Source organism: Streptomyces sp. NPDC054932, from assembly GCF_053610205.1.
Genome location: NZ_JBSGXU010000046.1, coordinates 1 through 16,155, shown reverse-complemented (window position 1 = coordinate 16,155; position 16,155 = coordinate 1). Strand labels below are relative to the sequence as shown.

The following is a 16,155-nucleotide window of genomic DNA, read 5'->3' as shown; positions in this document are numbered from 1 at the left end:
CCGGAACCGGCTTGCGCCGCCGGAGAATCCCCCGCCGCATGGATCACTGCGCGGCCCGCTCCGCAGCCCGCTCCTCGGCGAGACCCTGGCGGCGGAGCACGACCGCCTGCCGGATGTAGTCCAAACCGGTGACGACGGTCAGCACGACGGCGAGCGCCATCACCCAGAAGCGCATGGTCGCCAGCGCCCCGGTCAGTGCGAGTACGTACATGCCCACGGCCGTGCCCTGGGCCAGGGTCTTCATCTTGCCGCCGCGGCTGGCCGGAATCACTCCGTAGCGGATGACCCAGAAACGCAGCAGCGTGATCCCGAGCTCACGTCCGAGGATCACCCCGGTCACCCACCACGGGAGGTCACCCAGCCAGGAGAGACAGATCAGCGCCGACCCCATGATCGCCTTGTCGGCGATGGGGTCGGCGATCTTGCCGAAGTCCGTGACCAGGTTGTACGTCCGGGCGAGGTGCCCGTCGAAGATGTCCGTGATCATGGCGACGGCGAACGCCGCCCAGGCCCAGGCCCGCCAGGCCGGGTCGTAGCCGCCGTCGGCGAGCAGCAGGACGACGAAGCCCGGCACCAGCACGAGCCGGATCATCGTCAGGATGTTGGCGATGTTCCACAGGCTGGCCTGATTGACCGCCGCGGCCCCCAGCTTCGCGCCGGGTACGGGCCGGCGGCCGGTCCCGTTCGCCGCAGATGCCGGGACTCCGGTCATCCGGCCGCCTCCTCAAGATCCATGCCGAGGGGCTCGGCCACCAGGTCCACGCCCAGGGTGCCGACCACCTTTGCCGTGACGATACGCCCCGGGACCAGGCCCGTGCTGTCCGTGAAGACCACCTGGCCGTCCGTTTCGGGCGCCTGGTGCGCGGCGCGCCCGTAGGCGCCCTCGCCGTCCTCGTCGACCGCTTCCACGGTCTCCACGAGTACTTCCAGGGTCTCCCCGATGCGCTCCTCGGCACGCTGCGAGGTGAGCTCCTCGGCGAGCCGCTGCATGTGCGCGAGCCGCTCGGCGATCGTGTCCTCGTCCAGCTTGTTCTCGTAGGTGACGGCCTCGGTGCCGTCCTCGTCGGAGTAGCCGAAGACACCGATGGCGTCGAGGCGCGCGTTGGTGAGGAAACGCTCCAGCTCGGCGAAGTCCGATTCCTTCTCGCCGGGGAAGCCGACGATGAAGTTGGAGCGGACGCCGGCCGTCGGGGCCTTGGAGCGGATGGTGTCCAGCAGCTCCAGGAAGCGGTCGGTGTCACCGAAGCGGCGCATGGCGCGCAGCACGTCGGGGGCCGAGTGCTGGAAGGACAGGTCGAAGTACGGCACGACCTTGGGGGTCGAGGTGAGTACGTCGATCAGGCCGGGCCGCATCTCGGCGGGCTGGAGGTAGCTGACGCGGACGCGCTCGATGCCGTCCACCTCGGCCAGCTCCGGCAGCAGGGTCTCCAGCAGCCGGATGTCGCCGAGGTCCTTGCCGTACGAGGTGTTGTTCTCGGAGACCAGCATGATCTCCTTGACGCCCTGCTCGGCGAGCCAGCGGGTCTCGCCCAGCACGTCACTGGGACGGCGCGAGATGAAGGAGCCGCGGAAGGACGGGATGGCGCAGAACGAGCAGCGCCGGTCGCAGCCGGAGGCCAGCTTGACCGAGGCGACGGGGCTCTTGTCCAGGCGGCGGCGCAGGGGCGCGCGCGGGCCCGAGGCGGGGGCGAGCCCGTCCGGCAGGTCGGCGGGGGCCTCGGCCGGCTCCTCGGCGGGCGCCGACTGGGCGTGGCCCGGGAGGGAGACCTCGGCGTCCTGGCGTGCGGCCGGGCTGATCGGCAGCAGCTTGCGCCGGTCCCGCGGGGTGTGGGAGGCGTGGATGCCGCCGTTGAGGATGGTCTGGAGGCGGTCGGAGATGTCGGCGTAGTCGTCGAAACCGAGGACTCCGTCGGCCTCGGGGAGCGCTTCGGCGAGTTCCTTGCCGTAGCGCTCGGCCATACAGCCGACGGCGACGACGGCCTGGGTCTTGCCGTGATCCTTGAGATCGTTGGCTTCCAGGAGGGCGTCTACGGAGTCCTTTTTGGCGGCTTCGACGAAGCCACAGGTGTTGACGACGGCTACGTCCGCATCGGCGGCGTCCTCGACGAGCTCCCAGCCATCCGCCGCCAAGCGGCCTGCGAGCTCCTCCGAGTCCACCTCGTTACGGGCGCAGCCAAGAGTGACAAGGGCGACGGTACGGCGTTCGGGCATGGACTCAAGACTACTTCGTCCCGGCGTCGGCCCCAGCCGCAAGTCCCCGTACAGCAAGATCCCCGGGGTGCGGCGCAGCACCCCGGGGATCCGGATCAAGCCTTCCGCCCTAGGGCGGACCCGCATCAGCCCGCCTGGGGCTGGTCCTGGACGGGGTCGGCCTTGGTGTATTTCAGACGTTCCACCTGACCCGACTGGAAGTCGTCCTTGATCTCCTTGCCGTTCACGAAGAGCTTCACGGCCCCGGCGTCGCCGAGCACGAGGTCGACGGACTCCTTGTCCGTGAAGGTCTTGGACTCACCCTGCACGAGGGTGCCGTCGAAGAGCAGCCGGCCGGTGGAGTCCTTCGCGGAGATCCAGCTCTCGCCCGAGTCGGCCGTCAGGACCACGGTGACGAGGTCCTTGGGCGCGGCGGCGATGGCACTGTCCGAGGGCTCCGGCTTGGGTGCCTGCGGGGTCTGCTGGGGTTGGGCGACCGGCTTGGCGCCGGTCTGCTTGGGTGCGGGCTTGGGCGAGGCGGAACCTTCCGCCACCGGGCGCTTGTCCTTGTCGTCGCCACCGCTGAAGGCGGTGAAGCCCACGAAACCGATGACGGCGACGATGGCGGCGACCATGGCAGCGGTCCAGTTGGGCCGCTGCCGCTCGGGGCGGATCCGCTCGGCGTCGAACATCGGAGCGGCGGGCGTGGGTGCCGGCCGGCCGCCGTGGGCCGCGTCGTAGCTCTCGACCAGGGGTGCCGGGTCGAGGCCCACGGCGCGGGCGAGCGTACGGATGTGACCGCGGGCGTAGACGTCGCCGCCGCACCGCGTGAAGTCGTCCTCTTCGATCGCGTGCACGATCGGGATGCGCACGCGGGTGGTGGAACTGACCTCGTCGACTGTGAGCCCGGCGGCGATCCGGGCCTTCTTGAGGGCCGTCCCGATGGACGGTCCTTCGACGGGACGTTCGACGAGGCGGTCCTCGGACCGGTCGTCGGTCGAAGGCCGCTCTTCTTCGGGGGAGTTGGAGTTGCCGATGGACACGTGGGCGCCTTTCGAGCGTGTAGCCACCTGCTGGAAGTCCAGTCTAGGGGGGTGACGAAAGGGTGGAGCAACCGGAGGGTGCACTTCCTACGCCATCCGAATGGCAAAGGGAGGCCCTCCCCGGTGCGGCGGCCCGACGCTGTGTGCGATCTCGTGCGAGGCACCGCCACCTCTCTTCAACTTGACGCGGACCCAAGGGAAACGGTTGCTCGCGATTTCATTACGGATGGGCCTCACCGCGGATGACGGCGAGCACTCCGTCCAGGTCATCGGCCTTCAGCAGGACGTCCCGTGCTTTCGAACCCTCGCTCGGCCCGACGATTCCCCGCGACTCCATGAGGTCCATGAGCCGCCCGGCCTTCGCGAATCCCACCCGCAGCTTGCGCTGGAGCATCGAGGTGGACCCGAACTGCGTCGAGACCACCAGCTCCGCCGCCTGGCACAGCAGGTCCAGGTCGTCGCCGATGTCCTCGTCGATCTCCTTCTTCTGCTTCTGCCCGACGGTGACGTCCTCCCGGAAGACGGGGGCCATCTGGTCCTTGCAGTGCTGGACGATCCCGGCGATCTCGTCCTCGGTGACGAAGGCGCCCTGGAGCCGGACCGGTTTGTTCGCGCCCATCGGCAGGAACAGCCCGTCGCCCTTGCCGATCAGCTTCTCGGCACCCGGCTGGTCGAGGATGACCCGGCTGTCGGCGAGCGAGGAGGTGGCGAAGGCGAGGCGCGAGGGCACGTTCGCCTTGATGAGTCCGGTGACCACGTCCACCGAGGGCCGCTGGGTGGCGAGCACCAGGTGGATGCCGGCCGCCCGGGCCAGCTGGGTGATCCGGACGATCGAGTCCTCGACGTCGCGCGGGGCGACCATCATCAGGTCGGCCAGCTCGTCGACGATCACCAGCAGGTACGGGTAGGGGCTGAGCTCCCGCTCACTGCCCGGCGGCAGCTTGATCTTGCCGTCCCGGATGGCCTGGTTGAAGTCGTCGATGTGCCGGTAGCCGAAGGCGGCCAGGTCGTCGTAGCGCAGGTCCATCTCGCGCACGACCCACTGGAGCGCCTCGGCGGCCCGCTTGGGGTTGGTGATGATCGGTGTGATCAGGTGCGGGATGCCCTCGTACGCCGTCAGCTCGACCCGCTTGGGGTCCACGAGCACCATCCGGACGTCCTCCGGGGTGGCCCGGACCATGACGGAGGTGATCAGGCAGTTGATGCAGGAGGACTTGCCGGAGCCGGTGGCGCCGGCGACCAGCACGTGCGGCATCTTGGCGAGGTTGGCCATGACGTAGCCGCCCTCGACGTCCTTGCCGAGCGCCACCAGCATCGGGTGGTCGTCCTCGGCCGCGTCCGCGAGGCGCAGTACGTCACCCAGGTTGACCATCTCGCGGTCGGTGTTCGGGATCTCGATGCCGACCGCGGACTTGCCCGGGATCGGGCTGATGATCCGCACGTCCGGCGAGGCCACGGCGTAGGCGATGTTCTTGGTCAGCGCGGTGATCCGCTCGACCTTGACCGCAGCGCCGAGCGTGACCTCGTACCGGGTGACGGTCGGCCCGCGGGTGAAGCCGGTGACGTCCGCGTCGACCTTGAACTCGGTGAACACGTTGCGCAGCGAGGCGACGACCGCGTCGTTGGCGGCGCTGCGGGTCTTGCCGGGCCCGCCCTTCTCCAGCAGGTCGAGCGAGGGCAGGGCGTACGTGATGTCCCCGCGCAGCTGGAGCTGCTCGGCGCGCGGCGGCAGCGCCTGGGGCTCCGGCGGGGCCTTGGTCAGGTCGGGCACCGACAGCGTCCCCGAGGCGGCGGCGGTGGTGGCGTGCGGCGGCCGCTCCTCGGGGGTGGCGGGAGCGGCGGCCGGTACGGGACGCTCCCCGCGGGCGGTCGGCACCGCAGCGGTGGCCTCCGCGCCCTCCCGCTCGACGGTGATCCCCTGCGTGAGGTCGGCGACGAGCGGGGAGGGCGGCATTCCGCCGTAGACCACCCCGTCCAGCGCGGCGGCGGCCGCCGCGGCCACGTCGACGGCGTCCATCTCCCGCTCCGCGCCCGACCGGGCCGAGGACCTGCGCGGCCTGCGCCGCCGGGCGAGCGCCTCCTCCTCGGCCTCGTCCACCGGGTCCCCGGAGCCCGCGTCGGCTCCCGTACGGGCCCGCCACCGCTCCGGGTCGTGCCGGTCACCGGCGGCGCCCTCGGCCTCGTCGCCGTAGCCCTCGTCGTACTCGTTCGGGGCGACGATCCCGAGCCGGATGCCGAGGCGGCGCAGCCGCTGCGGGATCGCGTTGACCGGGGTCGCGGTGACCACGAGCAGCCCGAAGATCGTCAGCAGTACCAGCATGGGCACGGCCAGCGGCGCACCCATGGTGAAGATCAGCGGCTTGGAGGCGCCCCAGCCGATGAGCCCGCCCGCGTTCTGCATCGCGGTGGTGCCCTCGTCGCGGCCCGGCGCCCCGCAGGCGATGTGGACCAGACCGAGGATCCCGATGACGAGGGCGGACAGCCCGATGCCGATGCGGCCGTTGGCATCGCTCTGCTCGGGATGGCGGATGAAACGCACCGCCATGACACCCAGCAGGATCGGCACGAGCAGGTCCAGCCGTCCGAAGAGACCGGTGATCAGCATCGTGACCAGATCACCGACAGGACCGCTCAGATTCGACCAGGTACCCGCGGCGACGATCAGCGCGAGGGCGAGCAGCAGCAGCGCGACGCCGTCCTTGCGGTGGGCGGGGTCGAGATTCTTGGCCCCCTGGCCGATCCCGCGGAAGACGGCGCCGACGGCGTGCGCACAGCCGAGCCAGAGGGCGCGCACCAGCCGCACCACGCCCCCGGTCGGCGAGGGCGCGGGCTTTGCCGCGGCCTTCTTGGCCGGGGCGCGCTTGGCGGCCGCGGCCTTCTTCGCGGGCGGCTTGCGCGCGGGCGCCGCCTTCTTCGCCGGCGCCGTCGTACGGCCGGTGCGGCCCTTCGCGGTGCCCGCGGTGCTCTGGGAACCCTTACCGGACGTACTTGAGGCCATGGGCCCGAGGTTACCGTTGCGCGCGCCGGTGGACACGCGTGCCCACCCCTTCACCCGTTCGTGTCGTCGGCTCCGTAGGCGCTTTGACGCACCGCCAGTACCGACCCGAGCACGGTCAGTTCTGCGCAGGCAGAGCCGGAGCCCCTCCGGCGGTGCCGGGCTCCAGTGCGTCGAGCGCCCGCCGCAGTCCGGTGAGTTTGCGCTCCAGGTGCGCCGCGGTCGCCACCACGCCCGGGTCCGCCGAATCCTCGCCGAGCTGCTTGGTCAGCGCCTCGGCCTGCTCCTCGACCGCCGCGAGCCGCGCGGAGAGCTCGGCCAGCAGTCCGGCCGTCTCCTTGCTCGCGTCCATGCCGTTGGAGCTGCCGCCCTCCAGCTGGAGCCGCAGCAGGGCCGCCTGCTCGCGCAGTTGGCAGTTCTTCGTGTACAGCTCCACGAAGACCGACACCTTGGCCCGCAGCACCCACGGGTCGAAGGGCTTGGAGATGTAGTCGACCGCACCCGCCGCGTAGCCGCGGAACGTGTGGTGCGGACCGTGGTTGATCGCGGTGAGGAAGATGATCGGGATGTCCCGGGTCCGTTCCCGCCGCTTGATGTGCGCGGCCGTTTCGAATCCGTCCATGCCCGGCATCTGGACATCCAGCAGGATGACCGCGAAATCGTCCGTCAGCAGCGCCTTGAGCGCTTCCTCCCCCGACGACGCCCGGACCAGTGTCTGATCGAGCGCGGAGAGGATGGCCTCCAGCGCCAGCAGATTCTCCGGCCGGTCGTCGACCAGGAGGATCTTGGCCTTCTGCACCATGCCCTGTCCTCCTCGCCCCGGCACGGGGCCTCCCCGGCTCCTGGCTCCGGCCTGTGCGCCGGGCCCCGCCCCAGAGGACGGCATCCTTGCGCCGTCCGTCCTTGTGCCGGTCACCGTAGCCCCAGTCCCGAGATCGCCACACCCTGTCACCAAGATGTCACTGTGCACGAAGCAGAAACGTGGTGGGAGAGCAGAAGGTTCCCCGTTCACCGCGCTCCCACACCGCTTCGGGCACGTTGGGTCGGCCACCCGCGCCCGTCCGCTCTCCCGGCGATCACTTGCCGCGCATCCACTGCTCCATCACCGACAGCAGGTAGTCGGGATCGACCGGCTTGGTGACGTAGTCGGAAGCACCGGAGTCGATCGCCTTCTCCCGGTCCCCCTTCATCGCCTTGGCCGTCAGCGCGATGATCGGCAGCCCCGCGAACTGCGGCATCCGCCGGATCGCCGAGGTCGTCGCGTACCCGTCCATCTCGGGCATCATGATGTCCATCAGTACGACCGTCACATCGTCGTGCTGCTCCAGGACTTCGATGCCCTCCCGCCCGTTCTCCGCGTACAGCACGGCCAGTCCGTGCTGTTCCAGCACGCTGGTGAGCGCGAAGACGTTGCGAACGTCGTCGTCCACGATGAGCACCCTCTCCCCGTGGAAGTCGTACGTCCGGGGCACCACCGGAAGCTCCTCCTCCGCGCTGCCCCAGCCGTCCTCGGCCCCCACTGCGTTCGGCTGCCCCGGCACCGCCGTGCGCGGCTCCAGATCACTCGCCGCCTTGCGCCGCCTCCGGAACAGCGCCGCCCCGCCCCCCTGCCCCTGCCCGGCCGGCTCGGCCGCCGACAGCGCCGGCCGTACCGGCTGGGCCTGCACGGACGGTACGGGGGCGGGCCCGGCCTTGGTCCCCGGCAGTGCGGGCCGCCCCCCGTCCTGCGCCCTGCGGTACAGCTCGCCGCGGGCACCACCGGGCGTCGGCGGCGCGTACCCCTGCGGCGGGAGCTCGCTCGGGTGCAGCGGCAGGTACAGCGTGAAGGTGGACCCGCGGCCGGGCTCGCTGGCCGCATGGATCTCGCCGCCCAGCAGCCGGGCGATCTCCCGGCTGATGGACAGCCCCAGGCCGGTTCCGCCGTACTTGCGGCTCGTCGTCCCGTCCGCCTGCTTGAACGCCTCGAAGATCACCAGCATCTTGCTCGCCGCGATCCCGATCCCGGTGTCCGTGACCGAGAAGGCGATCAGATCCGCGTCCGCCTCCCGCAGCGAACCGGCCTCCAGGAGCTGCTCGCGGATGGCCGTCGGCACATCGGCACCGGCCGGCCGGATCACCAGCTCCACCGCGCCGCTGTCGGTGAACTTCACCGCGTTCGACAGCAGGTTGCGCAACACCTGGAGCAGCCGCTGCTCGTCGGTGTGCAGGGTGGCGGGCAGCTCCGGGGAGACCCGCACCGAGAAGTCCAGGCCCTTCTCCGCCGTGAGCGGCCGGAAGGTCGCCTCCACGTAGTCCACGAGCTGGACCAGTGCGATCCGGGTCGGCGAGACGTCCATCTTGCCCGCCTCGACCTTCGACAGGTCGAGGATGTCGTTGATCAGCTGCAGCAGGTCCGAACCCGCGCCGTGGATGGTCTCGGCGAACTCCACCTGCTTCGGCGAGAGGTTCCCGTCAGCGTTGTCGGCGAGCAGCTTGGCCAGGATCAGCAGCGAGTTGAGCGGCGTGCGCAGCTCGTGCGACATGTTCGCCAGGAACTCGGACTTGTAGCGCATCGAGACCGCGAGCTGCTCGGCACGCTCCTCCAGGACCTGCCGGGCCTCCTCGATCTCGGTGTTCTTCACCTCGATGTCCCGGTTCTGCTGGGCCAGCAGCTCGGCCTTCTCTTCCAGCTCCGCATTGGCGGCCTGCAGGGCCTTCTGCCGGTTCTCCAGCTCGTCGGAGCGCTCGCGCAGCTGCTCGGTCATCTCCTGCGACTGCTTCAGCAGCATCTCCGTCTTGGAGTTGACGCTGATGGTGTTGACGCTCGTACCGATCATCTCGGCGATCTGGCTGAGGAAGTCCTTCTGGATCTGCGTGAAGGGCGTGAAGGACGCCAGCTCGATGACGCCGAGCACCTTCCCCTCGAAGAGCACCGGCAGCACGATCACGTGCGCCGGCGGCGCCTCGCCCAGACCCGAGGAGATCTTCAGGTAACCCGGCGGGGTGTTCTCGACGAGGATCATCCGCTTCTCCTCGGCGACCGCCCCGATCAGGCCCTCCCCCGGCCGGAAGGAGATCGGCATCTGGCCGCCCGCGTACGCGTAACTCCCGCGCATCCGCAGCTCGTACGAGCCGTCGGCGCCCCCGTCCGTCCCGATCTCGGTGGTGCCGCCGGCCGGCAGGGCCAGGAAGAAGGCGCCGTGCTGCGCCGATACCACCGGGGTCAGCTCGCTCATGATCAGCGAGGCGACGTCGTCGAGCTCCCGGCGGCCCTGCATCAGGGCGGAGATCCGGGCCAGGTTGCCCTTGAGCCAGTCCTGCTCCTTGTTGGCCAGGGTGGTGTCGCGCAGGTTCGCGATCATCGTGTTGATGTTGTCCTGAAGGACCTGGATCTCGCCCGCCGCGTCCACGTCGATCTTCAGGTTGAGGTCGCCGCGGGTCACCGCGGTGGCCACGGCCGCGATCGCGCGCACCTGCCGGGTGAGGTTCCCGGCCATCTCGTTCACGGACTCGGTCAGGTCCCGCCAGGTGCCGTCGACGTCCCGGACCCGGGCCTGACCGCCCAGGATGCCCTCGGTGCCCACCTCGCGGGCCACCCGGGTCACCTGGTCGGCGAAGGAGGACAGCTGGTCGACCATCGTGTTGATGGTGGTCTTGAGCTCCAGGATCTCGCCCCGGGCATCGATGTCGATCTTCTTGGTCATGTCGCCCTTGGCGATGGCGGTCGTGACCATGGCGATCTGCCGCACCTGACCGGTGAGGTTGGAGGCCATGAAGTTCACCGAGTCGGTGAGGTCCTTCCACGTCCCCGAGACGCCCGGCACGTGCGCCTGACCCCCCAGGCGTCCCTCCGTACCCACCTCACGGGCCACCCGGGTCACCTCGTCCGCGAAGGACGACAGGGTCTTCACCATCGTGTTGACGGTGTCGGCGAGCTGCGCGACCTCGCCGCGCGCCTCGACCGTGACCTTCTTCGTCAGATCGCCGTTGGCGACCGCCGCCGAGACCTGGGAGATGTTGCGCACCTGGGAGGTCAGGTTGTTGGCCATCAGGTTGACGTTGTCGGTCAGGTCCTTCCAGATGCCCGTCACCCCGCGCACCCGGGCCTGACCGCCGAGGATGCCCTCGGAGCCCACCTCACGGGCCACCCGCGTCACCTGCTCCGCGAACGACGACAGCTGGTCCACCATCGTGTTGACGGTGGTGACCAGTTCGAGGATCTCGCCCTTGGCGTCGACCGTGATCTTCTTGGAGAGGTCGCCCATGGCCACCGCCGTGGTCACCTCGGCGATGTTGCGCACCTGGGACGTCAGGTTGTTCGCCATGAAGTTGACGGACTGCGTGAGGTCCTTCCAGGTACCGGAGACCCCCTTCACCTCCGCCTGGCCGCCGAGGATGCCCTCGGTACCCACCTCACGAGCCACCCGCGTCACCTGCTCCGCGAAGTTCGAGAGCTGGTCGACCATGGTGTTGAGGGTGTTCTTCAGCTCCAGGATCTCGCCCCGGGCGTCCACGTCGATCTTCTGCGAGAGGTCACCGCGCGCCACGGCCGTCGCGACCTGGGCGATGTTGCGCACCTGCGAGGTCAGGTTCCCGGCCATGCCGTTCACGGAATCCGTCAGGTCACGCCATACGCCGGCCACCCCGGGCACCTGCGCCTGACCGCCGAGCCGGCCCTCCGTACCCACGTCCCGTGCCACCCGGGTCACCTGCTCGGCGAAGGCCGAGAGCTGGTCGACCATCGTGTTGATGGTGTTCTTCAGCTCCAGGATCTCGCCCCGGGCGTCCACGTCGATCTTCTGGGACAGGTCGCCCCGGGCCACCGCCGTCGTCACCTGCGCGATCTGGCGCACCTGCGACGTCAGGTTCCCGGCCATGAAGTTGACGGAGTCGGTGAGCTCCTTCCAGGTGCCCGAAACCCCCTCCACCCGGGCCTGGCCGCCGAGCCGGCCCTCCGTACCCACGTCCCGCGCCATCCGCGTGACCTGGTCCGCGAAGGAGGACAGCTGGTCCACCATCGTGTTCACGGTGTTCTTCAGCTGGAGCATCTCACCGGAGACGTCCACCGTGACCTTCTGCGACAGGTCGCCGTTGGCCACCGCCGTCGTCACCTGCGCGATGTTGCGCACCTGACCCGTGAGGTTGCGGAAGGCGGTGTTCACCGAGTCGGTGAGGTCCTTCCACGTCCCCGCGGCACCCGGCACCTGCGCCTGGCCGCCGAGCTCACCCTCGACGCCGACCTCGCGGGCCACACGCGTCACTTCCGCGCCGAAGGAGGACAGTTGGTCCACCATCGTGTTGACGGTGTTCTTCAACTCCAGCATCTCGCCGGCCACGTCGACCGTGACCTTCTGCGACAGGTCACCGTTGGCCACCGCCGTCGTCACCTGCGCGATGTCCCGCACCTGCGTGGTGAGGTTGCGGAAGACCGTGTTCACCGAGTCCGTGAGGTCCTTCCACGTCCCCGCGGCACCCGGCACCTGCGCCTGACCGCCGAGCAGACCCTTGGCCCCGACCTCGCTGGCCACCCGCGTGACCTCGTCCGCGAAGGTCCGCAGCGTCTCGGTCATCTGATTGATCGTTTCGGCCAGCTGCGCCACCTCGCCGCGCGCGCTGACCCGTACCTTCTGCGACAGGTCGCCGTTCGCGACCGCCGTCGTCACCTGCGCGATCCCGCGCACCTGGGCCGTCAGGTTCCCGGCCATGGTGTTGACCGAGTCGGTCAGGTCCTTCCACACGCCCGCGACCCCGGGCACCTTCGCCTGGCCGCCCAGCTCGCCTTCCGTACCCACCTCGCGGGCGACACGGGTCACCTCGGAGGAGAAGGACGACAGCTGGTCCACCATCGTGTTCACGGTGTTCTTCAGCTGGAGCATCTCGCCGGCCACGTGCACCGTGACCTTGCGCGACAGATCGCCCTTGGCCACCGCCGTCGTGACGAGAGCGATATCACGCACCTGCGCGGTGAGCCGGTACGCCATCGTGTTGACGGAGTCGGTCAGGTCCTTCCAGGAACCCGACATTCCGCGTACCTGCGCCTGGCCACCGAGCTTGCCCTCGGTACCCACCTCCAGCGCCACGCGCGTCACCTCGTCGGTGAACGCGGACAGTTGGTCGACCAGGTTGTTGACCGTACGCCCGACCTTCAGGAACTCCCCGCGCAGCGGATGCCCGGCCCCCTCGGCCGCCTGCGTCCGCAGATCCATCCGCTGGTCCAGATCGCCCTCGGCCACCGCCGACAGCACCCGGCCCACCTCGGACACCGGCCGGGCCAGATCGTCCACCAACTGGTTCGAGGCATCGATCGCGGCCGCCCAGGAGCCCTCACAGGCGCCTGTTTCCAGCCGTTCGCTCAGCTTGCCCTCGCGGCCCACCATCCGCCGCACCCGGGACAGCTCCCCGGTCAGGTGGAGATTGCGGTCGGCGACCTCGTTGTAGACGGCGGCGATCTCCGCCATCACGCCCTCGCCGGACACCGTCAGCCGCTTGCGGAAGTTCCCGTCCCGCATCGACACCAGGGCCGTGAGCAGCCGGTTCAGAGCGGCGGTATCGACCTCCGTCGTGCCACTGCGCCGGGAACGTCCGCCCTTCGGCCGCGTTCCCGTACGCCGCACCGCTGCGCCAGACTCCACCGTGTCCCTCCCGAAAGGGTCGACCACTCTTCCACCGGACGCCTGACTCATCACAAGCCGGCTCTGCAAGCCTGCCCAGTGTTTCACCCTGGCCGAACCCGGCCATAACACTTCGGCACCATCGCACACCCGCCGTACCCTGCGGGTGGAATCCCCGACGACGGCACCATGCCGACCGCGAAGGTAAGTAACCTGGCACCCGATGTCCAACCGCGTCGAAGGAGACTCGTGATCACGGCACGGGCGGCTGCCAGCTTCGATCCCCTCGGGCGCTCGGTCGCCGCCGCCCGCGGGTTCGTCCGCGACACCCTGCACGGCTGGGGTTTCGCGGACATCGTCGACGACGCGGTGGTCCTCACCAGCGAGCTCGTCACCAATGCCGTGGTCCACGCCGGCACCCGGGCCGAGGTCCTGTGCCTGCGCGCCGAGGGCGGCGTACGGGTCGAGGTCGCCGACCGGTATCCGGAGCGTGAGCTCCCGCTCCAGCACCCCGGAGAGCGCCCCTACGCCGACCCCGACCGCGAGAACGGCCGCGGCCTGATGCTCTGCGCCGCCCTCGCCACCCGCTGGGGCGTCGAGTACACCGCCACCCACAAGCACGTGTGGTTCCGCCTCGACCTCCCAGACCGGCCGGTCGGTACCCGCTCCGCGGGCCCCGTCGTCCCCGATCAGCTGCTGCCCCTGGCCGACAGCCGGGTCCGCGTCGCCGTCCTCCAGATCGACGCGGACGACTCCATCTCCGCCTGGAACGAGGACGCCGAGCACATCTTCGGCCACCCCGCCGAGAAGGCCCTCGGCCGCCCGCTCGCCGAGCTCGCCGCCTGGCCCCAGACCCCCGGCACCGGCACCGGCATCGCCGAGGCCCTGCGTCTGTCCCGCTGGGAGGGCAGCTACGGCGTCCGCGGCTCCGACGGCCGCGTCATCCCCGTCTTCGCCTCCCACCTGCGGGTCCGCGACGCCCACGGCGAACCCTCCATCGTCTGCCTCCTGGTCCACGACGACGAGCGCGCCCTGCTCCAGACCCCGGTACGGGTACCCACCTCGGACAGCGGCCACTTCACCGAGCCGCGCGCCGCGGACCCCTTCGAGGTCTTCATCGGCTCCCCCGCCCCCGACGACCTCGACGGGCTCCTCCAGCGCACCGTCGAACGCGCCCGCGACCTCCTCGACGCCGACGCCGCCTTCCTGCTGCTCGCCACCGACGACGAGACCGAGCTGGAGGTCCGCGCAACCACCGGTCTGCCCTCCACCCGCCAGCGCTTCGCCCGCGTTCCCGTGGAGGCCGGCACCAACCGCTACGGCTCCGCCCGCATGCCCGCCGTCCACGACGACCTGATCGCCTCCCCCGGAGCCGTCCCGCTCCTGGAGGCCACCGGCATGCGCTCGGCCGTCACCGTCCCCCTCAAGGTGGAGGGCCGCCTCACCGGCTCGCTCGGCGTCGCCGCGGAAACCCCCGGCCGCTACTCCAACGAAGAGGCCCTGCACCTCCAGTTCGCCGCCGACCGCATCGCCCTCGCCGTCGAGTCCGCCCGCCTCGGCGAACTGGAACGCCTGCGCCGCGGCTCCCTCTCCTTCCTCGTCGAGGCCTCCGACCTGCTGGCCGGCACCCTCGACCGGGACCAGACCCTGGCCCTGATGGCCCAGATGACCGTCCCCACCCTCGCCACCTGGTGCGCCGTCTACACGATCGCCGACCAGTCCTCCGACCCGTACCTCTCCTACGTCCTCCACGAGGACGAGGACCGCATCGACGGGCTCAAGGACCTGCTCTCCCGGGTCAGCCCGCCCGAGCCGGTCCGCGAGGCCGGCGCCCGCCCGTGGCCGGAGACGGCCCTCGCGGTCGGCGGCGAGACGGTGGTCCTGCCCCTCCTCGCCCGCAACCGCGTGATCGGCCTGCTCACCCTCGGCAAGCCCCGCGAGGAGCACTTCCGCCAGGAGATCCTCGAACTCGCCGAGGACCTCTCCCGCCGGGCCGCCCTGGCCCTCGACAACGCCCGCCTCTACTCCGAGCGCACCGCGATCAGCCGCTCCCTCCAGCGCAGCCTGCTGCCGCCCGGCTCCCCCGCGATCCCCGGCATGGAGGTCGAGGTCATCTACCGTGCGGCCGGCGAGGGCAACGAGGTCGGCGGCGACTTCTACGACGTCTTCCCGATCCGCGACGGCGCGTACGGCTTCGCCATCGGCGACGTCTGCGGTACGGGCCCCGAGGCGGCCGCCGTCACCGGCCTCGCCCGGCACGCACTGCGCCTGCTCGCCCGCGAGGGCCTCGGCGGCCCGGCGGTCCTCGAACGCCTCAACGCGGCCATCCTCGACGAGGGCGCCCGCAGCCGCTTCCTCACCCTCCTCTACGGCGAGCTGCACCCCCAGCCCGACGGCGGCGCCCTGATGAAGGTCGTCTGCGCGGGCCACCCGCTGCCGCTGCGCCTGCGCCCGAACGGCCAGGTCGACGCTGCCGCGGACCCGCAGCCCCTGCTGGGCGTGATCGACGACCTGGACCTCTACGAACAGACCCTCACGCTCGACCCCGGTGATGTCCTGCTCTGCGTCACGGACGGCGTGACCGAACGCCGCGAGGGCACCCGCATGCTCGGCGACGACGGCCTCGCCGAGGTCCTGACCACCTGTACGGGCCTCACCGCGGGCGCGGTGGCCTCCCGGGTCCTGCGGGCAGTGGAACGCTTCGCCGCCGAACCCGCCTCGGACGACATGGCCATCCTGGCCTTCCGCGTCCCGGAACAGCGCAAGGGCGACTGACCCGCCCCCTGTCGCTTCCGCGGGCCGTGTGGTCGACTCCTGCGGGTGAATACCCTTCTCGCTGTTCTCACCAGCGCGGTCGCCGTCGGCGGCACGCTGATCGGCTCCTGGAGCACGTACCTGTTCCAGCGGCGCAGCGCCGAACGCGCGGAGGCGGTGAGCCGGGTGGAACGGCTCCGGCAGGAGCGGCTCGCCGCGTACAGCGCGTACGCCGCCGCGGTCACCGAACTCAAACGCGGGCTGATCACACTGTGGTTCCGCCGGCGGCGGGCCCTGCGGGACCAGGACAGCCGCGAGGAACTCCAGACCGCCCAGCTGGACAGCGACCGTCTGGGGGCGGCCGCCGAAGCCGCCGCTTTCCGTCTGCGTCTCGTCGCCGACGACCCTGGCCTGCGTCCGCTGATGGCCGCGATTTCGACGCACCTCGGGTCCATCGGCCATGCCGATGACCTCCAGGAGGTCGTCGCGATCGAGGCCCGCTTCGAGGAGGCCCTGACCGCGTTCATCGATGCGGCGGCGGCACGGGTCCGATAAAACAAAAAAAAGGCCCCCGCCATAAGGC

General features: G+C 70.4%; 8 protein-coding genes. 2 read left to right on the top strand and 6 right to left on the bottom strand.

The features are described 5' to 3' along the window. Positions 1 to 43 precede the first annotated feature (43 nt). The 6 genes from pgsA to ACWGE1_RS15455 all read right to left on the bottom strand — a co-directional run bounded on the left by pgsA (position 44) and on the right by ACWGE1_RS15455 (position 12,839). Positions 44 to 712, bottom strand: a complete 669-nt coding sequence (pgsA, locus tag ACWGE1_RS15480) for a CDP-diacylglycerol--glycerol-3-phosphate 3-phosphatidyltransferase (protein ID WP_453421012.1) — start codon at positions 710 to 712, stop codon at positions 44 to 46. Further along, on the bottom strand, positions 709 to 2,211 hold the full coding sequence (gene rimO / locus ACWGE1_RS15475) for a 30S ribosomal protein S12 methylthiotransferase RimO (RefSeq protein WP_453421011.1): 1,503 nt from the start codon (positions 2,209 to 2,211) through the stop codon (positions 709 to 711). Before rimO ends, pgsA begins: the two co-directional genes overlap by 4 nt. Positions 2,212 to 2,336: 125 nt before the next feature. Beyond that, entirely contained in the window at positions 2,337 to 3,233 is an 897-nt protein-coding gene (locus ACWGE1_RS15470; protein WP_453421010.1) for a helix-turn-helix domain-containing protein, read from the bottom strand. 220 nt (positions 3,234 to 3,453) lie between these two features. Continuing rightward, entirely contained in the window at positions 3,454 to 6,231 is a 2,778-nt protein-coding gene (locus ACWGE1_RS15465; protein WP_453421009.1) for a DNA translocase FtsK, read from the bottom strand. A 115-nt stretch (positions 6,232 to 6,346) separates the two neighbouring features. Next, complete coding sequence (locus ACWGE1_RS15460) at positions 6,347 to 7,030, bottom strand: response regulator (protein ID WP_453421008.1); 684 nt, start codon at positions 7,028 to 7,030, stop codon at positions 6,347 to 6,349. A gap of 274 nt (positions 7,031 to 7,304) precedes the next feature. Next, positions 7,305 to 12,839 carry a HAMP domain-containing protein gene (locus tag ACWGE1_RS15455; protein ID WP_453421007.1) on the bottom strand — a complete coding sequence of 1,845 codons (5,535 nt, stop codon included), beginning with the start codon at positions 12,837 to 12,839 and terminating at the stop codon, positions 7,305 to 7,307. Positions 12,840 to 13,007: 168 nt separating this feature from the next. Here ACWGE1_RS15455 and ACWGE1_RS15450 point away from each other — a divergent pair, with 168 nt between their 5' ends. Continuing rightward, the gene (locus ACWGE1_RS15450; protein ID WP_453421006.1) at positions 13,008 to 15,593 is read left to right on the top strand and encodes a SpoIIE family protein phosphatase; all 2,586 of its coding nucleotides are present in this window, start codon (positions 13,008 to 13,010) and stop codon (positions 15,591 to 15,593) included. A 45-nt stretch (positions 15,594 to 15,638) separates the two neighbouring features. After that, positions 15,639 to 16,127, top strand: coding sequence for a hypothetical protein (locus ACWGE1_RS15445; protein ID WP_453421005.1), 489 nt, complete (start codon positions 15,639 to 15,641; stop codon positions 16,125 to 16,127). Positions 16,128 to 16,155 lie beyond the last annotated feature (28 nt).

Bases quoted from the DNA above. Each gene is read 5' to 3' on its own strand.
- pgsA (WP_453421012.1), bottom strand. From the start codon at position 712: ATGACCGGAGTCCCGGCATCTGCGGCGAACGGGACCGGCCGCCGGCCC.
- rimO (WP_453421011.1), bottom strand. From the start codon at position 2,211: ATGCCCGAACGCCGTACCGTCGCCCTTGTCACTCTTGGCTGCGCCCGT.
- ACWGE1_RS15465 (WP_453421009.1), bottom strand. From the start codon at position 6,231: ATGGCCTCAAGTACGTCCGGTAAGGGTTCCCAGAGCACCGCGGGCACC.
- ACWGE1_RS15460 (WP_453421008.1), bottom strand. From the start codon at position 7,030: ATGGTGCAGAAGGCCAAGATCCTCCTGGTCGACGACCGGCCGGAGAAT.
- ACWGE1_RS15450 (WP_453421006.1), top strand. From the start codon at position 13,008: ATGCCGACCGCGAAGGTAAGTAACCTGGCACCCGATGTCCAACCGCGT.